The organism is Pseudoduganella sp. R-34, assembly GCF_049904655.1.
Taxonomy (GTDB): domain Bacteria; phylum Pseudomonadota; class Gammaproteobacteria; order Burkholderiales; family Burkholderiaceae_D; genus Rugamonas.
In genome coordinates, this window is the sequence record NZ_CP184572.1 from 4097732 (window position 1) to 4117879 (window position 20148).

The window sequence follows — 20148 nt, forward strand, 5'->3', positions numbered from 1 at the left end:
GCAGACGGAAAACCCGCTATTTTACCACCACTCCCCTCACAGCCGGACGGCATAATCGAGCATGACTTCCAGCGCCAGGTGGCTACGTACGGCGATGCGGCCGATCCGGCCCGGCTGGAACCTGACGCTGGCGAAAGCCGCCAGCAGCAGTTGCTCTTCTTTCTCCGACATCGGCGAATCAAGGGCGACGCGTTCGACCGCGCCTTCATCGCTGATCCAGACCTGCAAGGCCACGGACTGGGGGGTAATCCCCGGCACCACCAGCAACCTGCCCGCCACCAGCCCCTCGGCTACTTCCGGTTGGCGGGTCATCGCGTCGGCGCCGAAGTAGTGCCGTTCGGCCGCCCCGGCGACGCCGTCCGTGCCCGCCGCAGCCTGCGCCTGCACCGGCTGCATGGGAAGCATCGGCACCGCGGCCGGTGGCTGCGCAACGGGCAGCGGAGCCTTGTCCGGCGCCGGCTGTGTCGCACCGACCAGGCGCACCATCATGGCTGGCCCAGGCGAAGCCGAACTGCCGCCTTCGCCGGCGACGCGGCTGGCCTGGCCGACCAGGAACAGGGCGAGGGCCACATGCGCCATCGCCGATATTGCCAGCGCCAGCCAGGGCCGCAGACGGGCTTCCATTACAGTTCCGTCAGTCCGAAATCTCGCGCCACAGGACGCGGATCTTCGCGTCGCTCGGATCGCCAGGGCCGACACGCAATACCTGCGGCACGCCCATGCCGTTCGACGCACCAACCGGATAGATCATCGGGGTGCCGTTCGGCAGCTTGACCACGCTGTTACCGACAATCGGCGAGGCATACTTCAAGCCGCCCGCCACGTTCACCTGGACGTTGCCGCCGGTCTTGTAATCGAGCTGGTACAGCCAGCTGTAGCCGCCTGGCTGGCAGGCCGACACCGATGGCACCGTGGACGCGAAAATCAGGGTGCCAAGGAACAATTGCGGCGAGAGCGTGATGCGCTCACCGGTATCCGGCAAGTCCACATACCAGCCCATCTTGCTGGACCATTCAACCGCATCGCGGCTGATGTTGCGCGCTGTGCCGCTGGTCGTGACCGTTTGCGCCACCAGCGGGCTGCCGGCATTTACCGTGGTAACGCCATCGTCCTTGATGCCGTAGATGGTCTGGGTGTCAACATCGTCCAGGTCGCTCTGCCCCAGGTAGCGGCCGGTACCATAGAAGATCGCCAGCTTGTCCTGGATCTGGCCGATAACCGGTGCAACCATGATCGGCTTGCCCGGGAAATCGGCCAGCTTGCTGGCCGTGCCCTTTTCCAGGTCGAAACGCCACATGGCGCCAGTCAGGTCGCCGCCGTAGGCGCCGACTGCCGTGTTATTGGTCGTGAAGTCAGGCGAGCGCACGTTGATGCGCCCCAGGCCGCTTGGGTTTACGTTGCTGCCAACGCCGGTCGCAATGGTTTTCAACAGCGAGCCACTGGCGAGGTCGAGCACGAATACGTAGCCGCCGCCGTCGCCGCCGGCATACTTGGTACCTTCCGGCACGTTGTTGTAGCCCGATGGCAGCACGGCCACCCAGCGGCCATCGGCCATCTTGGTGATGAAGGCCGTGCCGAAGCTGTAACCCATTTTCGGATTATCGTCTGCCGTGTAGTTCCACAGCGGGCGCGGATCGGTAGGGTCAGTCACATCCAGCGCGAAGTAGCCGCGGCCGCCCTTGCCCATGGCGCCTATCAGCACCGTTTTCCAGCTGCCGTTGATCTTCGCATCGCTCATGGCCAGCGGGCCGTCCAGGTAGTAGCGGTGCTGGCTGCCATAATTGGCATCGGCCAGGCGCCACATATTCGGCAAGACCATCGGCGGCACGTAGGCCCAGCGTTCCTGGCCGGATTCGCCGTCGAAGGCATGCAGCATGCCATCGTTGGCCGAGGTGTATAGCGTCGGCAGGCGGTCTGCCTTGGCAGCCTTGAATTCCTGATAGCCATCGTCATCGAAATTGAACGGCGGCGCTTTCACATAGATCGGCTGCGCATGGACGATATCGCCCAGCGCTTTCTCGCGGTCGCGGTACAGGCGCTCGTAAGCGCCGTACGTCAGCACGCGCTCCTGGTCTTCATTGCGGTCTTGCCCGCGCAGGTAGTTCACCAGCGAGGCTGCGGTGGCAGCGGTCTTCTGCGTGCTGGACCAGGTGCTGGCCTGGCTCAGCCTGTTGGTGTCGAACAGCGCCAGCTGGGCTGCCGTCAGGCCGCCCTTGCCCGTGCTAAACAAGGTACGGGTGGTGCCGTCGGCGGTGTAGATCACGCGCGTATCGCTATCGCCGGTCGCGGCGATCTTGTTGCGCAGCAGCGGCTCCGCTTGCCAGAAGGGATCCTTCGACACTGCACCGGTCGACAGGTCAAGGGAATAGCCGCTCACGTCGCCGTCCCACTTCACGGTGCGGTACGTCGCCACATAGATGAAATTGTCGCCGGCAGTTGGCTGCAGCGCGCTGGTCGCCGCCGCCGCACCGTTGCCGGTCACGCTGTCAATGCTGCGCAGCGCCTTGCGCAAGCCGCCTTCCAGCGCCGCCGGGTCCTTGGTGCTGAAATAGGTGCCGCGGCCATTGACGGCAGCGTGCCACAGATCATCAATGGTTTCGGGTGCATTACCGCTCGGGGCTGGCCATTTGGTCACGCCCTGCTTGATATTGAAGTAATCCCCGCTGTTGCTGGTCTTGTAGTTGGGATCGTAAGTCAGGGTGCCGTCGACCCCGAGGCCGATGGTGAACGTGGTCATGTGCTGGTGTTGCGCCACGTCATCCACATCCGCATTTGCGCCCGATGGCGCAACGTTATTGGTGCAGACATCGCTCGAGCTGCAGGATGTGCGCAGGTCGTTATGGTAGTAGTAATAGGCCACGTCCGCCAGCGTATTGGGTGTTTGCAGGGCGTCGCGCGATGGCAGCGTCACCCCCGCAGCGCCGTCGGTGTCGGCCACGCCGTTATAGCTGTCGTTCCAGTAACCGTCCGTCGCCAGGATCGTAAAGTTCTTCTGGCAGGAATACTGCACCGGGTCCTTGTAACGCGTGCTGGTGCCCTTGTACATCTTGCCCAGCGAATCAAGCGAATTGCGCAATGGCGTGCCGCCAAGCGGATCGAAGCTGTACAGATCGGTATAGAACTTCTCCTTCTGTGCAGCGTCGAAGTTGGCGATATCCAGTGCGATGGGATTGTTAATGGTGGTCAAGCCAATGCGTGCGTGCAGGTAGGCCGAATCGTCGGGGTCGGTGGCAACCGGGGTGCCGCGCACATCCTTGAATGCCTGGCCGATCGCGCTCTTGGTCATCTGGGTACGCGTGCGGTACCAGGCGTACCAGGTCGCGAAGTTCGCCATCTCCTCCTGATAGGTGCAGATGTTTCCTGCGCAATCGGTGCGTCCTGCTGCCTTGGCCGGGAACTTCGTGGACGGCGTAATGTCGACGCGCGACCAGTTGGAGTAGCGCACGTACTTGTAGGTGTCCGTCTTCTTGGCCTGGCAGCTGCCTGCCTTGCCGAAATTCTGGTTGGGCGCGCTATCCGCAGTCTTGCACCACTCAACGCTGACGTTGTAGTAGAAAGGCGCGCCGTCCTTCGCATACAGGTACTTGTAGGTGTTATCCGGATACGAATAGCTGCCGTTCTCCACTGCCTGCTTGCAATTCGCGCTCGGCGGCACATCATAGGTGTGACTGCACCACATGCGCTCCGGGTAGCCGGTCACCAGGTTGGTCACGGCAGTATTTGACAGGCGCGGACAGTTACCACCGGACACCACCCCCTTGCACGGCGTAGTGTCAGGCTGCTCGGCGCTGGTATCGTCGATCAACTGCACGCCATAGCCGTCGCTCGGCACGGCAGTCCACGACGCCGCATAGGAGGTATTCCCCTTGTGGTCGGCCAGGCGTGTGCCGTCGGCCTTGGTCGGCCACATGTAGCGGATCGCCGGGTTGTAATACAGCCCGTTAAAGGCGCTGGCAAAGAATGGCGGGTCGCCAGGCTCGCACACCACCAGAGTGTTGTTCTTGTTAGGCCCGCGGCACATGGTGCCGAAGTTGCCCAGCGAAGTGTAGCGCACGTAGTCGGGCATATAGCTCCACGCCATGCTGCCGGAATTGTCGAGGTCCAACATAATGTTGGGTAAGATCGGGGCGGTCGACGCGTTGGCCAGCGGGATATCGGCCAGCTCGGTCGGGGCGGCGGACACTGGCTGGGCAGCCAGCGCCAGGCTCAGGCCGAGCGATGCGAGCAAGGCACGCAGGCCCGGCGGTGGGACATTGGTCCAGTCCATCTGAATTCTCCTGCGTTAGATTGAGACCACAGCCTGAACGTAGCTGGTGGTGTTCCTCGGCCCGGATACCCGTGCCGTAATACGGTAGAAAGCCCGGGTGGCCGAGCTGTCGAATTTGGGTGGGCGGTAGCCCTCCATCGCGCCCTGCGCACCTTCGTCATAGCCCTTACTGAAGGTCTGCTGCGTGGAGCAGGTGCGCGCGTCCAGCGGGCCGGCGTTATCGCACATGCGGTGGATGACATAAGCCACCTGGTTGCCGGCCGCATCGGCGCCCAGCTTGACGACGGCTGCGGCATTGTCCCAATTCAGGTCGTCATCGGCTGTGCCAGCACCTTCGGAATCACGCTTGTTGCCGGTCAGGTCGAGAGCATCCTGGCGGGTGGCGTAATAGCCGCTGCCCGGCATGTCCTGGTCGAGGGAGCCGCTTGGTGCGGTCTGGATCAGCCAGGCGATGCCCGCTTCCACGCCGGCATCGCCGCTGGCGGTGGCGCTTTGCTTGAAGGCCAGGTTGCCCGCGATCACGGCCGAGGTATCAACCGAACGCAGCAGCGCGATGCCGGCCAGCGTCATGGCCACCAGCACGATCAGGGTGATGGGCAGGATGACGCCCTGCTGCCAGGCTTGCCGGACTGCGCCGGCTCGTTTGCTGTGTTTCATCGTCTTATCCCCAAATGACATTGCGCAATGGCACAATCGTCTCGAACACTTTGTAGCGGTAGCACTTCCAGTCGGCCGGATAGCCGCTGGTATTGAATGTTGCCCAGCTCGACCACTTGCTGACCATGTCGCTGGTCGTGGTTGCGCATTGCTGGTTGGGTTCCGGTTTCTCGTACTGCACGCTGCGCGCGACCAGGGCGATGCGCACCGCCTTGACCAGCTTGATATCAGCGGCCGAGGGGTTGGCCCAGGTGCCGGTAGCAGGGGTCCAGGCGCTGACCCACGACTCGGTGGCCGTCGAGATCCCGTACTCCAGCTGCATGTCGACGATCTCGGGCGCCACGACGTCGTTGACGATCGCCGGGCTGGCCGAATTGTCCGAACGCAGCAGCTGGTGCAGGTTGTTCACGCTATAGGAACGCTGGAACAGGGCGCCGCCCGGTGGGGCCGTGAAACAGGACAGCTTCGCAGGCTTGGTATAAGCGGGCCAGTTGTTGGCGTTCTGGTAATTGGCCGGCGGGTTGTAATGACCGCTGGCGCCAGGGTTATGCTGGATCTTCAAGGCCTGGTCCTGGATCTGGGTCGCCTGCATCAGCGTGCACTTGCCCGCCTGCTGCACCAGGATCAGGTCGCCTTCCCGGCAGCCGGCCGTGTTGCCGACATTCAGCTCCGACGATGGCTGCGGCATATTGCTGCGCAGTTCCGTATTGGATGGATAGCGGAACGAACCTTCGCGCGGGTTGGCGAAATACTGCACCAGGAAGCTGTCGGGCCCGTTGCCGCCGTCGGTGATGGCCACCGGCGCCATCGACAGCCCGGTGATCGGCCCAGCCGATCCACCACAGCTCAGGTCGCCGTCGCAATAAGAGTAGGTGGTATTGCAGTCGGAGAACATCGAATTGGCCATGCCCCAGCCTGCCATCTTGCCATCGCGTTCGATCATGGACAGGGCGATCGCGCCGTTGCTCTGCGCATCGGCGCCGCCGGTGGTGGTGCGCTTCTGTCCTTCCGCCTGGCTGAACACCTGCATCACGACCACCATGGCCAGCATGCCGACGCCCAGGCCCACCATGATCTCGACCAGGCCGAAACCGTTTTGCTTGTCGTGCATTGGATTATTCCTTTTCTAACCAGCGATGAATTGCACGCTGGTCTGTGTATGAACGGCGCTCTCGCCCGGCACTTGCCAAGTCACGGTCACCGTGACCGTGACACCGACTTCCGCAGTCCACGGGCCGGGCACCACGACCGTCAGTTTCCCGTTCGGCAAAGAGCTGACGGCCTGGTCCCTGACGGCATGCAGCTGGATGCGCTCGCGGTCGGCCCACATCGCACCCAGCGACTGGCTGATCACATTGGCAGCGTCGATGCGGTACTTGGCGTCGCTCACCTGGCGCACCGAAGCGGCCTGCAAGCCGACGATGGCCAGCACGCCGAACGCAAAAATCACGATGGCGACCAAGGCCTCCACCAGTGCTATGCCCCCTTGTTCCCGCAATGTGCGTTGAGACTTCATGGGATTCTCCTTAGCTGCAGCCACGCGGATCGGTGGCATAGGACATTTTCGGATCGCACATGCGGATCTGGCCGCCGCTCGATACCACCACCACATAGCGGCGCGCGCTGGCACTGGCCGTGCTGGTCACGTCGGCGCGGTTGAACAAGGTGCCGGCCGGTGGCGTATACACGCGGCCCAAGCCGTCGAAATTGATCTCGGCCGGCAGTGCCCCCGCATCGCTGATCTGCGCCGTGAAATAGCCGGCCGGAGCCGGCACCGGGATCGGATCGGCGCTGACCGTCACCTTGACCAGCTTGCTGCTTTCACCCGCCGAACGGGTCTGGATATCTGCCGGGCAGGTGGTGGTCACGGTCGGGCAGCCGACAGTCCAGCCCACCTGGCCTTCCGCGCCGGTCAGGGTGAAACGCACGACCGAATTGCGCCGCACCGCCTCGGCACGCGCGGTCTGCAAGCCGTTCACGATCGATTCGGCGGCGGCGCGGTTCTGGGCATCCTGCATCCAGGCTGAAAACGCCGGCACGCCCATGGCCAACAGCACCGCCAGGACGGTCACGCCGACCATCAGCTCGATCAGGGTCGCGCCCTGTTGGCGGCGCGCTAGCATGTGCCACCCTTTTTGCGCACCCAGCAGGTAATCGGCGCAGATTCCGACGCCGAGCCCCAGCCGCTTGGCAGCGCCGTCGTCTTCTTGTTGTTCGACTGGTCGATCGTGAAGGTGAAGCCGGCCATCTTGCCCTGGCCTTCGGCCTTGACCACGTAGGTCGTCGCCGTCAGCGTCGGACAGGTGTAGACAAAGTCGTCGGCAGGAGGCAGCGCGGCGATGGTGCCGGCGACGCAGGCGCCGTCATAGCTGCGATTGTCCTGGAAATATTGCTCCAGCTTGGCGCGCATGCTGGCCAGGTTATTGGACGCCTGCGGCAGGCGGCCGGTCTTGATGTAATCGCCGTAGGCTGGGATCGCCACCGCGGCGAGGATGGCGATAATTGCCACGGTCACCATCATTTCAATCAGCGTGAAGCCCGCCTGGCGGGATGCACCGGACTGCTGCTGTTCCATGTATTTCTCCAAAGCTGGTATTTGATAGTGCAAGTCTAGACAAGCAAGCTTGCATTTCCCTGAGGAAAACCTGACAAATACCTGACAGCAGCGGTTTTAGGAGGGAAAATACACGGAAAACAGTGCACCCTGCCCGCTGGCGGGAGTGTCGATGGCAACACTGGCGCCATGGGCAGTGGCAATATCGCGGACGATGGCCAGGCCGATACCGCTGCCATTGGTCTTTTCATCCAGGCGCTGGAAGCGCTGGAAGACTGCGGCGCGCTTGGCCTGCGGAATGCCCGGACCGGAGTCTTCCACCGTCAGCATGCCGCCGCCCAGGTGCGGGAAGCAGCTCACCGTGACGGCCCCCTTGGGCGGCGTGTAGCGGATGGCATTGTCGACCAGGTTGTCGACCAGGTCCCGCAACATGAAGCGGTCGCCGGTCACCCTGGTTGGCTGCAAGTCGAAGCCGAGGTCGATCTCCTTGCGCAGCGCCTGCTCGACAAAATGCTGGATCGATTCTTCCAGTAACTGGTCGAGCGACAGGCGCTCCATGCGCGTCTTGCGCAAGGGGCCAGGTTCCGCGCGCGCCAGCGCCAGCAACTGGTTGACCTGGCGGATCATGCGCTCGGTCGAGGCCTGCATCATTGCCAGCGACGACGCCGCGGCCGGCGTGCGCTCCTGCGCCGCCAGCAGTTCGATCTGGGTGCGCATGCCGGCCAGCGGGGTCCGCAGCTGGTGCGCCACATTGGCCAGGAAGTCTTGCTGCGCCTGGGCGCCTTCGCGCACGCGCTCCAGCAAGCCATTAAAAGAGTGCACCATCGGCATCACTTCCAGCGGCACGCTGCCGGCCGGGATAGGCGACAAGTCTTCGGCGCTGCGCGCCTGGATGCCGGCCTTGACCTTGTGCAAGGGCGCCAGGCCATTGGTGACCGAAAACCAGACCAGGCCGACCGAAGCCAGCGTAAACACGGCCGCCAGCGGCAGCAAGGCGCGCACGATGGCGGTGCGTGCCTGGCCGCGCTTGCGCAGCGTCTTGGCCACCACCACGATGCCCTGCTGCTGCCCGGTCAGCACCGGCAGCGCCACCAGGCGCACCGGGTTGTTCTCGACCACGCCGTCAACCGCAGGGGCACCGGCACGCGCCGGGAGGACAGGCAGCACGGCATCGCCGGCCACCAGGCGGCCCTGGCCATCGCGCAAGGCAAAATAGACCTTGTCGAGCTCATCCTCGCGCAAGACGCGCTCGGCGGCCTCCGGCAAGTCGAGCACCAGCCGCCCTTCACGTTCGCTGATGCGGGCGCCCAACATGGCGGCGGCGTCGCCGAGCGACTGGTCGAAGGCGATCTGGGCCGGGATCCAGGCCAGCGCATAGCTCAATGCAACGCCGGCCAGGTTCAGCAGGAGAACCGGGCCGATCAGCCATTTGAGCAGGCGCAGGCGGATGCTATCCAAGAGTCTTATCCATTGGCCGGTTCCAGCATGTAGCCGAAGCCGCGGATGGTGCGGATGCTGATGCCGGCATCGGCCGTCTTCTGGCGGATGCGCGAGATATAGACTTCCACCGCGTTCGGCGTCACGTCTTCCCCCCAGGGCAGGATGGCGTCGATGATCTGCTGCTTGCTGACCACGCGCGCGCTGTGCTGCAACAGATACTCCAGCACCGCCCATTCGCGCACCGACAGGTCGATCACCGTATCGCGCACGCGGGCACGCTTGGCGCCCAGGTCCAGCACTAGCGAGCCCATTTGCAGCACGCTGGGCTTCGGCGCATGGCGCCGCGCCAGCGCGCGCAGGCGCGCCACCAGTTCCGGCGTGGCGAAAGGCTTGACCAGGTAATCGTCGGCGCCCAGCTCCAGGCCGCGCACGCGGTCTTCCACCGCATCGCGCGCCGTCAGCAACAGCACCGGCAGCTGGCTGCCGCGCGCGCGCAGGCGGCGCACCACTTCAAAGCCGTCCAGGCCCGGCAGGCCGATATCAAGGACCAGCACGTCGGCCTGGCCGGGACGCTGCAGCATGGCATCGGCTTCGCTGCCGTTTTGCAGCAGTTCCACTTTCATGCCATGGCCGGACAACACCCGGACTACGCCGTCGGCCAATACTGCGTCGTCTTCTACCAGGATTACATGCATGGGGAGTGGAATAAGTTGATTACCGCGCATTATGCCCCGATTCATCACGAGGTAACAATTGCCTTGCATCATTATCGCGCCGCAAAAATCCTCGCCCAAAGCCCGCTCATGATCTTGGTCCGCCCCGCCATCGCCCTCATGCAGAGGCTGCGACTATTGCCCAAGTTCGCCCCTCGACTCCCTGGTTTTCCTGCTGCCGCTGCTGCTTGCCTCGGGCCTGCTGGTGGCCGAATTGCACAAATCGGTGTCCTTCACCATCCAGGAGCGCCAGGGCCTGGCCTATGTCCGCCAATTGCACGAGCTGCGCCGCCTGCAGGAAAAGCGCAACCTGGAACACCTGCGCCTGGCCGCCAGGCAGCAAGACGGCGCGCGCGCGATAGCCGCCGCAGGACAGGCTGCCACGTCCGCGCTGCAGGGCCTGCGCCCGCTTGCCATCGGCACGCTGTCCGGCCTGCCCGCGCAGCCTGAGCTGGAACAGGGCTGGCAGCAACTGCAGCAGCGCCAGGCCGGCCTGGATGCACGCGCCAGCTTTGCAGCGCACAGCAGGCTGATCGCGCTGGCCGATGCCCTTGCCGCCCAGGCTGCCGACCGTTCACGCCTGTCGCTCGCCCCGGAAGTACGCAGCGCCTACCTGATTGCCTCCTTCCTCAAGAGCCTGCCGGACCTGGAGGAAAACCTGTCCGTGATGACCGGCCGCGGCGCCGCCTACATCGACAGCGGCCTGTTCGAAGCCAATGAAGACCAGATGCTGAATGCCACCGCCATGCTGGCGCGCCATGAACTGGAGCGCCTGCCGGGCCAATACAAGGGCATCCTGGCCAACCACCCTGGGCTGGCGCCGGCCCTGCAGCCGCGCCTGGCCGCCGTGCCGGTCGCCCTTGCATTCCTCGAACGCGCCCGCAACGAGGTGCTGAACTCCTACAACCAGAGCAGCGGCAAGGACTTCAACGCCGCCGGCCAACAAGCGGCTGCGGCTTTGCACGCGCTGTTCGGCAGCAGTGCCGATGCGCTGCAACAGTTGCTGGCCGAACGCGCTGCGCAAGACCGTGTGCGCCGCAACGCCGTCGGCGCCGTGGTCCTGCTCTCCATCGCACTCGCTGCCTGGCTGGGCGCCGGCTTCTATGCCCCCTTCACGCGCGACATTCGCCAACTCAACCATGCCGTGCGCGCCGCTGCGGCGGGCGACCTGAGCGTTCGCATCAGCTCCCCGGCGCATGATGAAATCGGCGCGCTGGCAAACGCCTTCAGCGGCATGACGGCAGCACTGGAAAGCCTGGTCGCCGATATCCGCAGCGGCGCCGCGCGCATTGCCAGCGCCGCCGACGAACTGGCCAGCGGCAGCACGGCACTGCACGGATCTACCAGCACCCAGGCTGAAGCCCTGCACGTCACCGTCATTCGCCGTGCGCCGCAACAGCGCCCACGCCGACGACGGCCGCCAACTGATGCGGCAGGCGGCCGGCGTGGCCCTGCGCGGCGGCGCCAGCGTCGGAGCCGTAGTCGACACAATGGCAGCAATTCGCAGCAGTTCGGATCGCATTGCCGACATTATCGGGGTTATCGACGGCATAGCGTTCCAGACCAATATCCTGGCGCTGAACGCCGCCATGGAAGCGGCCCGGGCCGGAAACCATGGGCGCGGCTTCGCCGTGGTGGCCACCGAAGTGCGCAGCCTGGCCCAACATTCGGCGGCCGCTGCGCTGGAGATCAAGCAACTGATCGGCGATTCGGTCAGCAAGGTCGAAAGCGGCAACGTCCAGGTCGATGCCGCCGGTGCCACCATGAGCCAGGTTGTGGCTTCCGTGCGCAGCATGGAGCACGTTATTACCCGGATTACAGAAGCCGAAGCGGGTCAGCGCAGCGAGATCGCGCGCATCAATGGCGCGCTCCACCGTATTGACGACATGACCCGGCAGAATGCCGCCCTGGTGGTCCAGGCCTCGGAAAGCGCCAGCCGTGTCCACGCGGAAACTGCCATCCTGCACGAAGCCCTTGGACAGTTCCGCCTCGGCCCTGCAAGCAGGATTTTCAACAGTGCGCCAGCCAAAATTACAATGTTGTAGGACTAGCCTGACAAACTGCCATGTTGCCAGCCTACATGACGGAGGTAACAGGTCTTATGTTCATCTCTCACATAGAAAATTAAAGTATTACCAACGCGATCGGCAAGCAGCACCCCTAAGAATGCCGACTGCAATACCGTGTACTTTAGTTCTGTGAGGATAAAATGAACAACACTCAACTTAGCGTCTCTGCCAAGAACTCGCTGTCGCAAGCAATGCCTATTGGTTCGACGGAGTTCAAAGTTGCGTCCCGGCCGGTTGTCAGCTACAGCGGCGCCCAGCAAAATGAATTGCTGGCAGCCCTCCCTCGTGAAGCACTGGAGTCCCTGTTCGAGCACCTGGAGCTGGTGCAGCTGCCCTTCGGCAAAGAATTGTTTGAATTCGGCAGCAAGCTGGAATACGTCTACTTCCCGACGACTGCCATCCTGTCCCTGCTGTACGTGATGGAAGACGGCGCGACCACCGAGATCGCCGTGGTCGGCCACGAAGGCGTGGTGGGCGTGTCGATGTTTGCCGGTGAGCGCGCCATGAGCACCGCCGTGGTGCAAAGCGCCGGCTACGGCTACCGCCTGAAAGCGCAAGCCCTGCGCGACGCCTTCAACCAGGGCGGCGCCCTGCCCCAGCTGCTGATGCGCTACAACGCAGCACTGTTCGCACAGATGGCGCAGAACGCCGTCGGCGGCCGCCACAGCTCGATCGAGCAGAAGCTGTGCCGCTGGTTGCTGGACCGCCTGGACCGCTCCCCAAGCAACGAATTGAAGGTGACCCAGGAAATGATTTCGATCATGCTGGGTGTGCGCCGCGAATCGATCACCGCCGCCGCCGGCAAGCTGCAGGAGGACGGCATGATCACCTACCGCCGCGGCAACATCACCGTCATTGATCGTGAAGGTCTGGAACGTTATGCGGGCGAGTGCTATAAGGTGGCGAAGATTGAATATGATCGCCTGCTCGCTGATGTAGCGTGCTGCTAGGATGCAGCATTGCCGGGGGCACGGCGCCAACAGGACGCTTGCCCCGGCCCTTCAGGGGAATATAGACCTCGATGCAGGTTCCCCGGTCACCCCGCCCACGGCGGATATTCAAGATTCCGCCCAGCAACAAAGCCCGCTCCCGCATCCCCAGCAAGCCGTGCGACATTGGCTTGGCCAGCGTTGGAGCGGCAATCCCGATACCGTCGTCGATGATGCGCAGCACCAGCATGTCGTCGCGCTGCAGCTTGAGCGAGACGCTGACATGGCCGGCCTTGGCGTATTTGCGGATATTGGTCAGCGACTCCTGCACGATACGGAACAAGGCAATCGACAGGCTGCTGTCGCCGGCCTTGGCAACGGCGTCAATATCGGGGCCGATCTCGGTCTCACACGGGATATTGGTCATGCGCGTGAAGTCTTCGCAGTAGCTGTCGATCGCCGCGCACAGGCCAAGGTTGTCGAGCAGGCTCGGGCGCAGGTCTTCGATGATGCGACGCTTCAGTTCCACCGTATCCACCAGGGTGCCGCGCGCACGGCGCAGCTGGGCCGCCAGCTCAGGATTAGTCTTTTGCAGCTGGTGCGCGACCGCCGCGATATCCATGCTGATCGAGGTCAGGTTGGCGCCCATCTCATCATGCAGCTCGCGCGACAGCCGCATCTTCTCTTCTTCGCTGATCGAGATCAGGTGACGCGACAGCACCGATAGCTGCTCGGTACGCTGCTGCACCATCGATTCCAGGCTTTCGTTCGACAATTGCAGCGCGTGCTCCACCGCTGCCCGGTGCACGAAACTGCGCCGCACCAGCTGGTAGAACATGACCAGCACCACGATGGCGATGGCATTGATGCCGGCGCCCATCACAACGGCCTTCTGGTATTCCTGGTAGAAGCTGGCGGCGCGGGCCGACATGGCTTCTCCCTGCTCGCGCACCATGATCACCACTTGCAGGCGGATTTCATCCATGCCGCTGCGCTCGTCGCTGACCTTGGCAATATTGACGATATCGTCGAGCCCGCCGTGCTTGTAGACCTCAATGGCCTGGGTCAGGATGGCGATGCGCTTGCGCACCAATACCTGCAATTGCTGCAGGTTTTTCAACTGGATCGGATTATTCGCGAGCAGTTTCTCCAGCTCGCGGAACTGCTGCTCCGATTCGGTGACTACCGAGCGCGTCGGCCCCAGGTAGGTTTCCTTGCCGGAGATGAAATAGCCGCGCGCGCTGCTGTCGGCATCGAGCACCAGCACGTTCAGGTACTGCAGCCGTTCGGCAACGCGCGAGCTGAGCGCCAACTGCTCATTGGCGCCCTTCAGCGATTGCAGATTGTGGAAAAGGCTGAAACCGTTGACGATGAGGATCAGCGCGCAGGTCACGCACAAGAGCGTTTTATACAGCGGCAGCCGGTGCCGGGGCGCTGGTTCGATGGTGAAGTACATTTTCCCCATTATAGACCCGCAGCAAGATGCTGCCGCACGGAAAGCTAATTGTGCGGCACCGCAAAAGTGTAACCAGACGTATCAATCCAGCAAATTGTTCTTCATTGCGTAGTACGTCAAGTCACTATTCGACTGCAAGCCCATCTTCTCCATAATGCGCGTGCGATACGTACTCACGGTCTTGATGCTCAGCGAAAGCGCCGTGCCGATGTCGGACACGGTGGCGCCGCGCGCCAGGCGCAGGAACACCTGGAATTCGCGGTCCGACAGCTCCGTATGCAGGGCCGTATTCGGATCGCGGTCGAAGCTTTGCGCCAGCAGTTCGCCCACTTGCGAGCTGACATAGCGGCGCCCCTGGTGCACGGTGCGCACGGCGTTGATCAACTCCTCCGCCTCGCATTCCTTGTTCAGGTACCCGTTGGCGCCCATCTTGAACAGGTTGAGCGCATATTGCTGGGCTGGATAGCCGGACAGGATCAGCACCGGCAAGTCCGGCTGGCCCTGGCGGATGGTACGCAGAGTATCGATACCGCTCTGGTCCGGCATGGCGATGTCAAGCAACAGCACGTCGCACACTTCCTTGCGTGCGATGTCGAGCGCTTCCCGCCCGGTGCTGCCTTCAGCGACTACGCTGAATTCGTCCGACGACGAAAAGATTTGCTTGAAACCCGCCCGTACAATCTGGTGGTCGTCACAGATGGCTACGCGAATCATTGTCTTCCCTCTTGAATTCCTAGCTTGGGAACGGAGCCAGCGTCTGCAATATCACTAGCAAAATCATAACGTTAATATTGTAGCACCAATGGTTTAACAGTTTAGCCGAGTCTAACCGAAAAAAAGGACGCCTAAGCGCCCTTGCTACAGCTGCTTACAACTTTAGTAGCTCGAGGATGCCTTGCAGCTCGCTGCGCAGCATCTCGCGGTCCAGCGGCGGCGCTTCATGTGCCATGCCAGGAGTTTCATCATACTCGCCTTGCGCCGAATCGGCAGCGCGGCTATCGAGCTTGTTGCGGGCGCCGCTGATCGTGAAGCCCTGCTCGTACAGCAGCTCGCGGATGCGGCGGATCAGCAGCACTTCATGATGCTGGTAATAGCGGCGGTTGCCGCGCCGTTTGACCGGTTTCAGCTGGGTGAATTCCTGTTCCCAATAGCGCAGCACATGCGGCTTCACACCGCACAGTTCGCTGACCTCGCCAATGGTGAAGTAGCGTTTCGCCGGGATCGGCGGCAACACTACCAGGTCTGCCTTGCCAGGTCGGTCGTTCATTCACGCACCTATGCAGCTCAGGATGCGCGCGCCGTACCGGCGCTGTCTTCGACCATGCCTTTCAGCTTCTGGCTGGCGTGGAAGGTCACCACACGGCGTGCCGTGATCGGGATCTCCTCGCCGGTTTTCGGGTTACGGCCCGGACGCTGCGGCTTGTCGCGCAGCTGGAAGTTGCCGAAACCGGACAGCTTCACCGCTTCGCCGCGTTCCAGCGCATTGCGGATCTCGTCAAAGAAGGTTTCGACCATGTCCTTGGCCTCGCGCTTGTTCAGGCCCACCTGTTCGAACAAAAGTTCGGCCAGTTCTGCCTTGGTCAGCGTCGGCAAATCTTTTTCAGCTTCCTGGCGTACCTTGGCGTTCTGCATCGCGCTGTGCAACTCGGCGTCCAATGCGGATTCAAGTACGGCGGAATCGACGTCGTTGTTGTTAATTTTGCTGCCCTGCCTTTTAAAGTACATGAGTCCGGCAGTGCCGGACTCGCTGGTCATCCTGAATTGTTAAATCAAGCCCGCAGTTTTGCACCGTGTGCCAAGACGACATGGGCGGTCAGCGTCTTCATCAGCTCGTCCACGACATCATCCTGCAGGGTGTTTTGAGTATCTTGCAAGCTAAAGCGGAAAGCAAGCGATTTTTCGTCGCTTTCCAGGCCTTGGCCGCGATATTCATCAAACAAAACAATGGCTTGCACAATGCGCCCTTGAGCATGGGCCGTCACGGCACCATGGAAGGCGTCGAGCAGGTCCTGCACGGGAACGACCTGTTTCACCACCAGGGCGACGTCGCGCGTGGTGCCAGGGAATTTCGAAATCTCTTCATATTCTGGCACGCGGCGTTGCTGCAACGCAACGGCATCGACTTCGAACAACACTGGCGCCTTCGGCAGGTCGTACTTTTGCAGCCAGCGCGGATGCAGTTCGCCGATAAAGCCGATCACCTTGCCATCCAGTTCCACCGAAGCGGCGCGGCCCGGGTGCAGGGCCGGGTGAGCCAGCTTCGCAAAGCGCAGCTGGCGCGGGGCAAACAGGGCTTCCAGGTCAGCCTTGACGTCGAAGAAGTCAACGTCGCGGGCTTTCTGTCCCCACTGCTCGTCGGCTACCGGGCCGTAAGCCATGGCAGCGACGCGCTGCGGCTGGTCATAGCCGGCCACGGTCAAAGGGCCGTCCTGCACGGAAGCGTCGCGCTTGAAAATGGCGCCAACCTCGAACAGGCGCACGCGCGGCTGCTTGCGGTTGACGTTGTAGCGCACGTTCGCCACCAGGCTGCCGATCAGCGACGAACGCATGACGGACATCTGGGAGGCGATCGGATTCTGCAGCTTGATCGGGCTGTCGTTGCCGTTGAAGTCCAGCTCCCACTGCGCTTCCACGAAGCTCATGTTGACCACTTCCTGGAAGCCCAGGTCAGCCAGCTGGTGGCGCACAGCGAAGATCGAACGGGTGTCTTCCGGTGCGATGCGCATCTCGTTTGCGGCGATTGGCGGCAGGGTCGGGATGTTCTCGAAGCCGTACACGCGGGCCACTTCTTCGATCAGGTCCTCTTCGATTTCGATGTCGAAACGGTAGGACGGCGAAGTGACGCTGAATACACCGTCTGCCAGCGTGAACGCGAGGCCCAGGCGCGTGAAAATATCGGCAACCATCTCATCGTTCAACGCTACGCCAATTACCTTCGCGGCGCGGGCGGTGCGCATTTGCACCGGAGCGCGCTGCGGCAGGTTGACGACCTGGTCGTCGATGGCGCCGACCTTGGTGTCAGGCGTGCCGCAGATTTCCACCAGCAGCGCGGTAATGCGCTCCAGGTGCTCGGGGATCGATGCGAAGTCCACGCCGCGCTCGAAGCGGTGTGCCGCATCGGTCGAGAAGTTGTATTTGCGGGCGCGGCCCTGGATGGCGTTCGGCCACCAGAAAGCCGCTTCCAGGTAGATGTTGCTTGTATCGTCCGACACGGCGGTAGCGTCGCCGCCCATGATGCCGGCCAGCGATTCCAGTTCCTTGTCGTCGGCGATCACGCCCACCCACTCATCGACTTCAATGGTGTTGCCGTTCAGGAGCTTGATCTGTTCGCCCTTCTTGCCCCAGCGGACGTCCAGCGAACCATGGATCTTGTCCAGGTCGAACACGTGCGAAGGACGGCCCATTTCCAGCATCACGTAGTTGGAAATGTCGACCAGTGCCGACACCGGACGCTGGCCGCTGCGCTCCAGGCGCTGCTTCATCCAGGCCGGGGTTTCGGCTTTGGCGTTCAGGCCGCGGATCACGCGGCCGGCAAAGCGCCCGCACAGGTCTGGAGCGCTCACCTTCACCGCCAGCTTTTCGTCCAGCGTGACCGGCACGATGCGGTTCTGCGGCAGGTTCAGTTGCGAGCCGGTCAGCGCCGCCACTTCACGCGCCACGCCCAGCACGGACAGGCAGTCTGCCTTGTTCGGGGTCAGCTTGATGGTGAATTTCAGATCGTTCAGCGCGAAGTAGTCACGGATGTTCTGGCCGATCGGCGCGTCGTCCGGCAGTTCGATCAGGCCACCGTGGTCTTCCGACAGCTTCAGTTCGCGCGCGGAACACAGCATGCCTTGCGACTCGACGCCGCGCAGCTGGCCAACCTTGATTTCGAACGGCTTGCCGTCGGCGCCAGGCGGCAGCACGGCGCCGGCCATGGCGCACGCGACCTTCAGGCCTGGACGCACGTTCGGCGCGCCGCAGACGATGTTCAGCAGCGTGCCGGTGCCCACGTCGACCTGGCAGACGTTCAGGCGGTCGGCGTTCGGGTGCTTGGCGGTTTCGCGCACATGGCCCACCACAACGTTGGTGAACGGCGGCGCTACTGGATCGATGTCTTCCACTTCGAGGCCGGACATGGTCAGCATGTGTGCCAGCTCATCCGAAGTCATCTTCGGATCGACCATGGTGCGCAGCCAGTTTTCAGAGAATTGCATAGTCAGCTTTCGTATCTTTTAGAACCGGTAAACCAGTGTCTGACCCACAGGGTCAGACACTTGGCCCGTAGCTTCGGCAGACTGGTGTCTGACCCTGCGGGTCAGACACCGCTTTACCGGTTTTAGTTGAACTGCTTCAGGAAGCGCAGATCGCCTTCATAGAACAAGCGCAGGTCATTGACCCCATAGCGCAGCATGGTCAAGCGCTCAAGGCCGGAGCCGAACGCAAAGCCGATGTACTTTTCCGGATCAAGGCCGAAGTTGCGCACCACATTCGGATGCACCTGCCCCGAGCCCGAAACCTCCAGCCAGCGCCCTTTCAGTGGGCCGCTACCGAAAGCGATATCGATCTCCGCCGACGGCTCCGTGAACGGAAAATACGAAGGACGGAAGCGCACTTGCAGGTCATCCGTCTCAAAGAAAGCCTTAACGAAATTCAGGTACACGCCCTTCAGGTCAGCGAAGGAAATGTCCTCCGCAATCCACAGGCCCTCGACCTGGTGGAACATCGGCGAGTGGGTCGCATCCGAGTCCACGCGATAGGTGCGGCCAGGCGCGATCACCTTGATCGGCGGCTTGTTGTTGCGGGCGTAGCGCACCTGCATCGGCGAGGTGTGGGTACGCAGCAGCAGCGGCTTGCCGGTGCTGTCGTTGCCTTCAACGTAGAAGGTATCCTGCATCGAACGCGCCGGATGGTTCTCAGGCGAATTCAGGGCGGTGAAGTTGGTCCAGTCGGTTTCGATTTCAGGGCCCGCAGCGACGTCGAAGCCGATCGAGCGGAAGATTTCTTCCACGCGTTCCCAGGTGCGCATCACAGGATGGATGCCGCCTTTGGAACGGCCGCGGCCTGGCAGCGATACGTCGATCGCTTCGGCATTCAGGCGCAGTTGCAACTGCGCTTCCGCCAGCGCGTCACGGCGCGCGGTCAGCGCGGCCTCGATCTGCACTTTCGCAGCGTTGATCAGGGCGCCCTGCGCCTTTTTCTCTTCAGGGTCCAGCTTGCCCAGGCCCTTCATCATTTCGGTGATCTGGCCAGTCTTGCCAAGGTACTTGGCTTTGGCGTTTTCAAGTGCGGCAGCGTCTACGGCGGCGAGGAAATCAGCCTGCGCGGAGACGACGAGTTGTTCGAGCGAGTTCATCCGACGATTTTCCTGTTTTGGAAATTAAAAACGGGACATAGCTAAGCCATGTCCCGCTTCTTATGAGCGCTGCCCGAAGACAGCGCGCATCACTGGCAATTAAGCAGCGATCTTGGCTTTGACGACGTTGACAATCGCTGCAAATGCAGGCTTGTCCATCACAGCCATATCAGCCAGGACCTTACGGTCCAGTTCAATAGCGGCCTTCTTCAGACCGTTCATGAACACGCTGTAGGTAACGCCGTGTTCGCGGGCAGCCGCGTTGATACGGGTGATCCACAGGGCGCGGAAGACGCGCTTCTTGTTACGACGGTCGCGGTATGCGTACTGGCCAGCGCGCATCACTGCTTGCTTGGCAATACGGAATACTTTGCTGCGACGACCGCGGTAACCCTTGGCCAGGTTCAGTACTTTCTTATGACGGGCACGCGCGGTAACCCCACGTTTTACTCGAGGCATAGTAGCTCCTTAAATAACGAGTGAGATTAAGCGGACGGCATCATACGCAGAACGCTAGTCACGTCCGACGCATTGATGTTACGGGTGCCACGCAGTTGACGCTTGTTTTTGGTGGTCTTCTTGGTCAGGATGTGGCGTTTGAAAGCCATGCCCGACTTAACGGTGCCACCTGGGCGCACGCGAAAACGTTTTTTCGCGGAGCTCTTGGTTTTCATTTTTGGCATGTGAATGCTCCAATAATGACCGGATTGTAGGTGGCAGCCCTTCGC

Annotated in this window: 19 protein-coding genes and 1 pseudogene; 3 read left to right on the top strand and 17 right to left on the bottom strand. The window is 62.3% G+C overall.

Going from position 1 to position 20148, the window contains the following annotated elements:
* Positions 1-36: 36 nt before the first annotated feature.
* The 9 genes from ACN9MW_RS18665 to ACN9MW_RS18705 all read right to left on the bottom strand — a co-directional run bounded on the left by ACN9MW_RS18665 (position 37) and on the right by ACN9MW_RS18705 (position 9613).
* Complete coding sequence (locus tag ACN9MW_RS18665) at positions 37-624, bottom strand: hypothetical protein (protein ID WP_426161973.1); 588 nt, start codon at positions 622-624, stop codon at positions 37-39.
* Between the two features lie 10 nt (positions 625-634).
* A complete protein-coding gene (locus ACN9MW_RS18670) occupies positions 635-4267 on the bottom strand; it encodes a pilus assembly protein (protein ID WP_426161975.1) in 3633 nt (1210 codons plus the stop codon).
* A gap of 15 nt (positions 4268-4282) precedes the next feature.
* Positions 4283-4924 (bottom strand): pilus assembly PilX family protein, encoded by a 642-nt coding sequence (locus tag ACN9MW_RS18675; RefSeq protein WP_426161976.1) that lies wholly within the window; start codon positions 4922-4924, stop codon positions 4283-4285.
* 4 nt (positions 4925-4928) lie between these two features.
* The gene (locus ACN9MW_RS18680; protein ID WP_426161977.1) at positions 4929-6035 is read right to left on the bottom strand and encodes a PilW family protein; all 1107 of its coding nucleotides are present in this window, start codon (positions 6033-6035) and stop codon (positions 4929-4931) included.
* 15 nt (positions 6036-6050) lie between these two features.
* Positions 6051-6440: a type IV pilus modification PilV family protein gene (locus tag ACN9MW_RS18685; RefSeq protein WP_426161978.1), complete on the bottom strand. Its 390-nt coding sequence runs from the start codon at positions 6438-6440 to the stop codon at positions 6051-6053.
* A gap of 10 nt (positions 6441-6450) precedes the next feature.
* A complete protein-coding gene (locus tag ACN9MW_RS18690; protein ID WP_426161979.1) occupies positions 6451-7047 on the bottom strand; it encodes a GspH/FimT family pseudopilin in 597 nt (198 codons plus the stop codon).
* Positions 7041-7499, bottom strand: coding sequence for a type IV pilin protein (locus ACN9MW_RS18695; RefSeq protein ID WP_426161980.1), 459 nt, complete (start codon positions 7497-7499; stop codon positions 7041-7043). Before ACN9MW_RS18695 ends, ACN9MW_RS18690 begins: the two co-directional genes overlap by 7 nt.
* 96 nt (positions 7500-7595) lie before the next feature.
* Positions 7596-8936: a sensor histidine kinase gene (locus ACN9MW_RS18700; protein ID WP_426161981.1), complete on the bottom strand. Its 1341-nt coding sequence runs from the start codon at positions 8934-8936 to the stop codon at positions 7596-7598.
* Between the two features lie 5 nt (positions 8937-8941).
* Complete coding sequence (locus tag ACN9MW_RS18705) at positions 8942-9613, bottom strand: response regulator transcription factor (RefSeq protein WP_426161982.1); 672 nt, start codon at positions 9611-9613, stop codon at positions 8942-8944.
* Between the two features lie 763 nt (positions 9614-10376).
* On the opposite strand from ACN9MW_RS18705, the pseudogene ACN9MW_RS18710 reads away from it, so the two are divergent.
* The 3 genes and pseudogenes from ACN9MW_RS18710 to ACN9MW_RS18720 form a co-directional block, all read left to right on the top strand.
* Positions 10377-10823: pseudogene (locus tag ACN9MW_RS18710) on the top strand (methyl-accepting chemotaxis protein); the annotation flags it as partial.
* A 235-nt stretch (positions 10824-11058) separates the two neighbouring features.
* Positions 11059-11676, top strand: a complete 618-nt coding sequence (locus tag ACN9MW_RS18715; RefSeq protein WP_426172235.1) for a methyl-accepting chemotaxis protein — start codon at positions 11059-11061, stop codon at positions 11674-11676.
* Positions 11677-11840: 164 nt separating this feature from the next.
* A complete protein-coding gene (locus ACN9MW_RS18720) occupies positions 11841-12650 on the top strand; it encodes a Crp/Fnr family transcriptional regulator (RefSeq protein ID WP_426161983.1) in 810 nt (269 codons plus the stop codon).
* On the opposite strand, the gene ACN9MW_RS18725 is transcribed toward ACN9MW_RS18720, so the two are convergent.
* The 8 genes from ACN9MW_RS18725 to rpmI form a co-directional block, all read right to left on the bottom strand.
* Complete coding sequence (locus tag ACN9MW_RS18725) at positions 12553-14085, bottom strand: CHASE3 domain-containing protein (RefSeq protein ID WP_426161984.1); 1533 nt, start codon at positions 14083-14085, stop codon at positions 12553-12555. The genes ACN9MW_RS18720 and ACN9MW_RS18725 overlap by 98 nt on opposite strands.
* Before the next feature lie 81 nt (positions 14086-14166).
* Positions 14167-14799 carry a response regulator gene (locus tag ACN9MW_RS18730; RefSeq protein ID WP_028101218.1) on the bottom strand — a complete coding sequence of 211 codons (633 nt, stop codon included), beginning with the start codon at positions 14797-14799 and terminating at the stop codon, positions 14167-14169.
* A gap of 154 nt (positions 14800-14953) precedes the next feature.
* Positions 14954-15352 (bottom strand): MerR family transcriptional regulator, encoded by a 399-nt coding sequence (locus ACN9MW_RS18735; protein WP_426161986.1) that lies wholly within the window; start codon positions 15350-15352, stop codon positions 14954-14956.
* A 17-nt stretch (positions 15353-15369) separates the two neighbouring features.
* Complete coding sequence (locus ACN9MW_RS18740) at positions 15370-15717, bottom strand: integration host factor subunit alpha (RefSeq protein ID WP_055925271.1); 348 nt, start codon at positions 15715-15717, stop codon at positions 15370-15372.
* A gap of 137 nt (positions 15718-15854) precedes the next feature.
* Positions 15855-18281, bottom strand: a complete 2427-nt coding sequence (pheT, locus tag ACN9MW_RS18745) for a phenylalanine--tRNA ligase subunit beta (protein ID WP_426161987.1) — start codon at positions 18279-18281, stop codon at positions 15855-15857.
* 122 nt (positions 18282-18403) lie between these two features.
* Positions 18404-19420, bottom strand: a complete 1017-nt coding sequence (gene pheS, locus ACN9MW_RS18750) for a phenylalanine--tRNA ligase subunit alpha (protein WP_426161988.1) — start codon at positions 19418-19420, stop codon at positions 18404-18406.
* A 99-nt stretch (positions 19421-19519) separates the two neighbouring features.
* The gene (rplT, locus tag ACN9MW_RS18755) at positions 19520-19879 is read right to left on the bottom strand and encodes a 50S ribosomal protein L20 (RefSeq protein ID WP_028101213.1); all 360 of its coding nucleotides are present in this window, start codon (positions 19877-19879) and stop codon (positions 19520-19522) included.
* Between the two features lie 26 nt (positions 19880-19905).
* Positions 19906-20103, bottom strand: coding sequence for a 50S ribosomal protein L35 (gene rpmI, locus ACN9MW_RS18760; protein WP_057262756.1), 198 nt, complete (start codon positions 20101-20103; stop codon positions 19906-19908).
* Between the last annotated feature and the right edge of the window lie 45 nt (positions 20104-20148).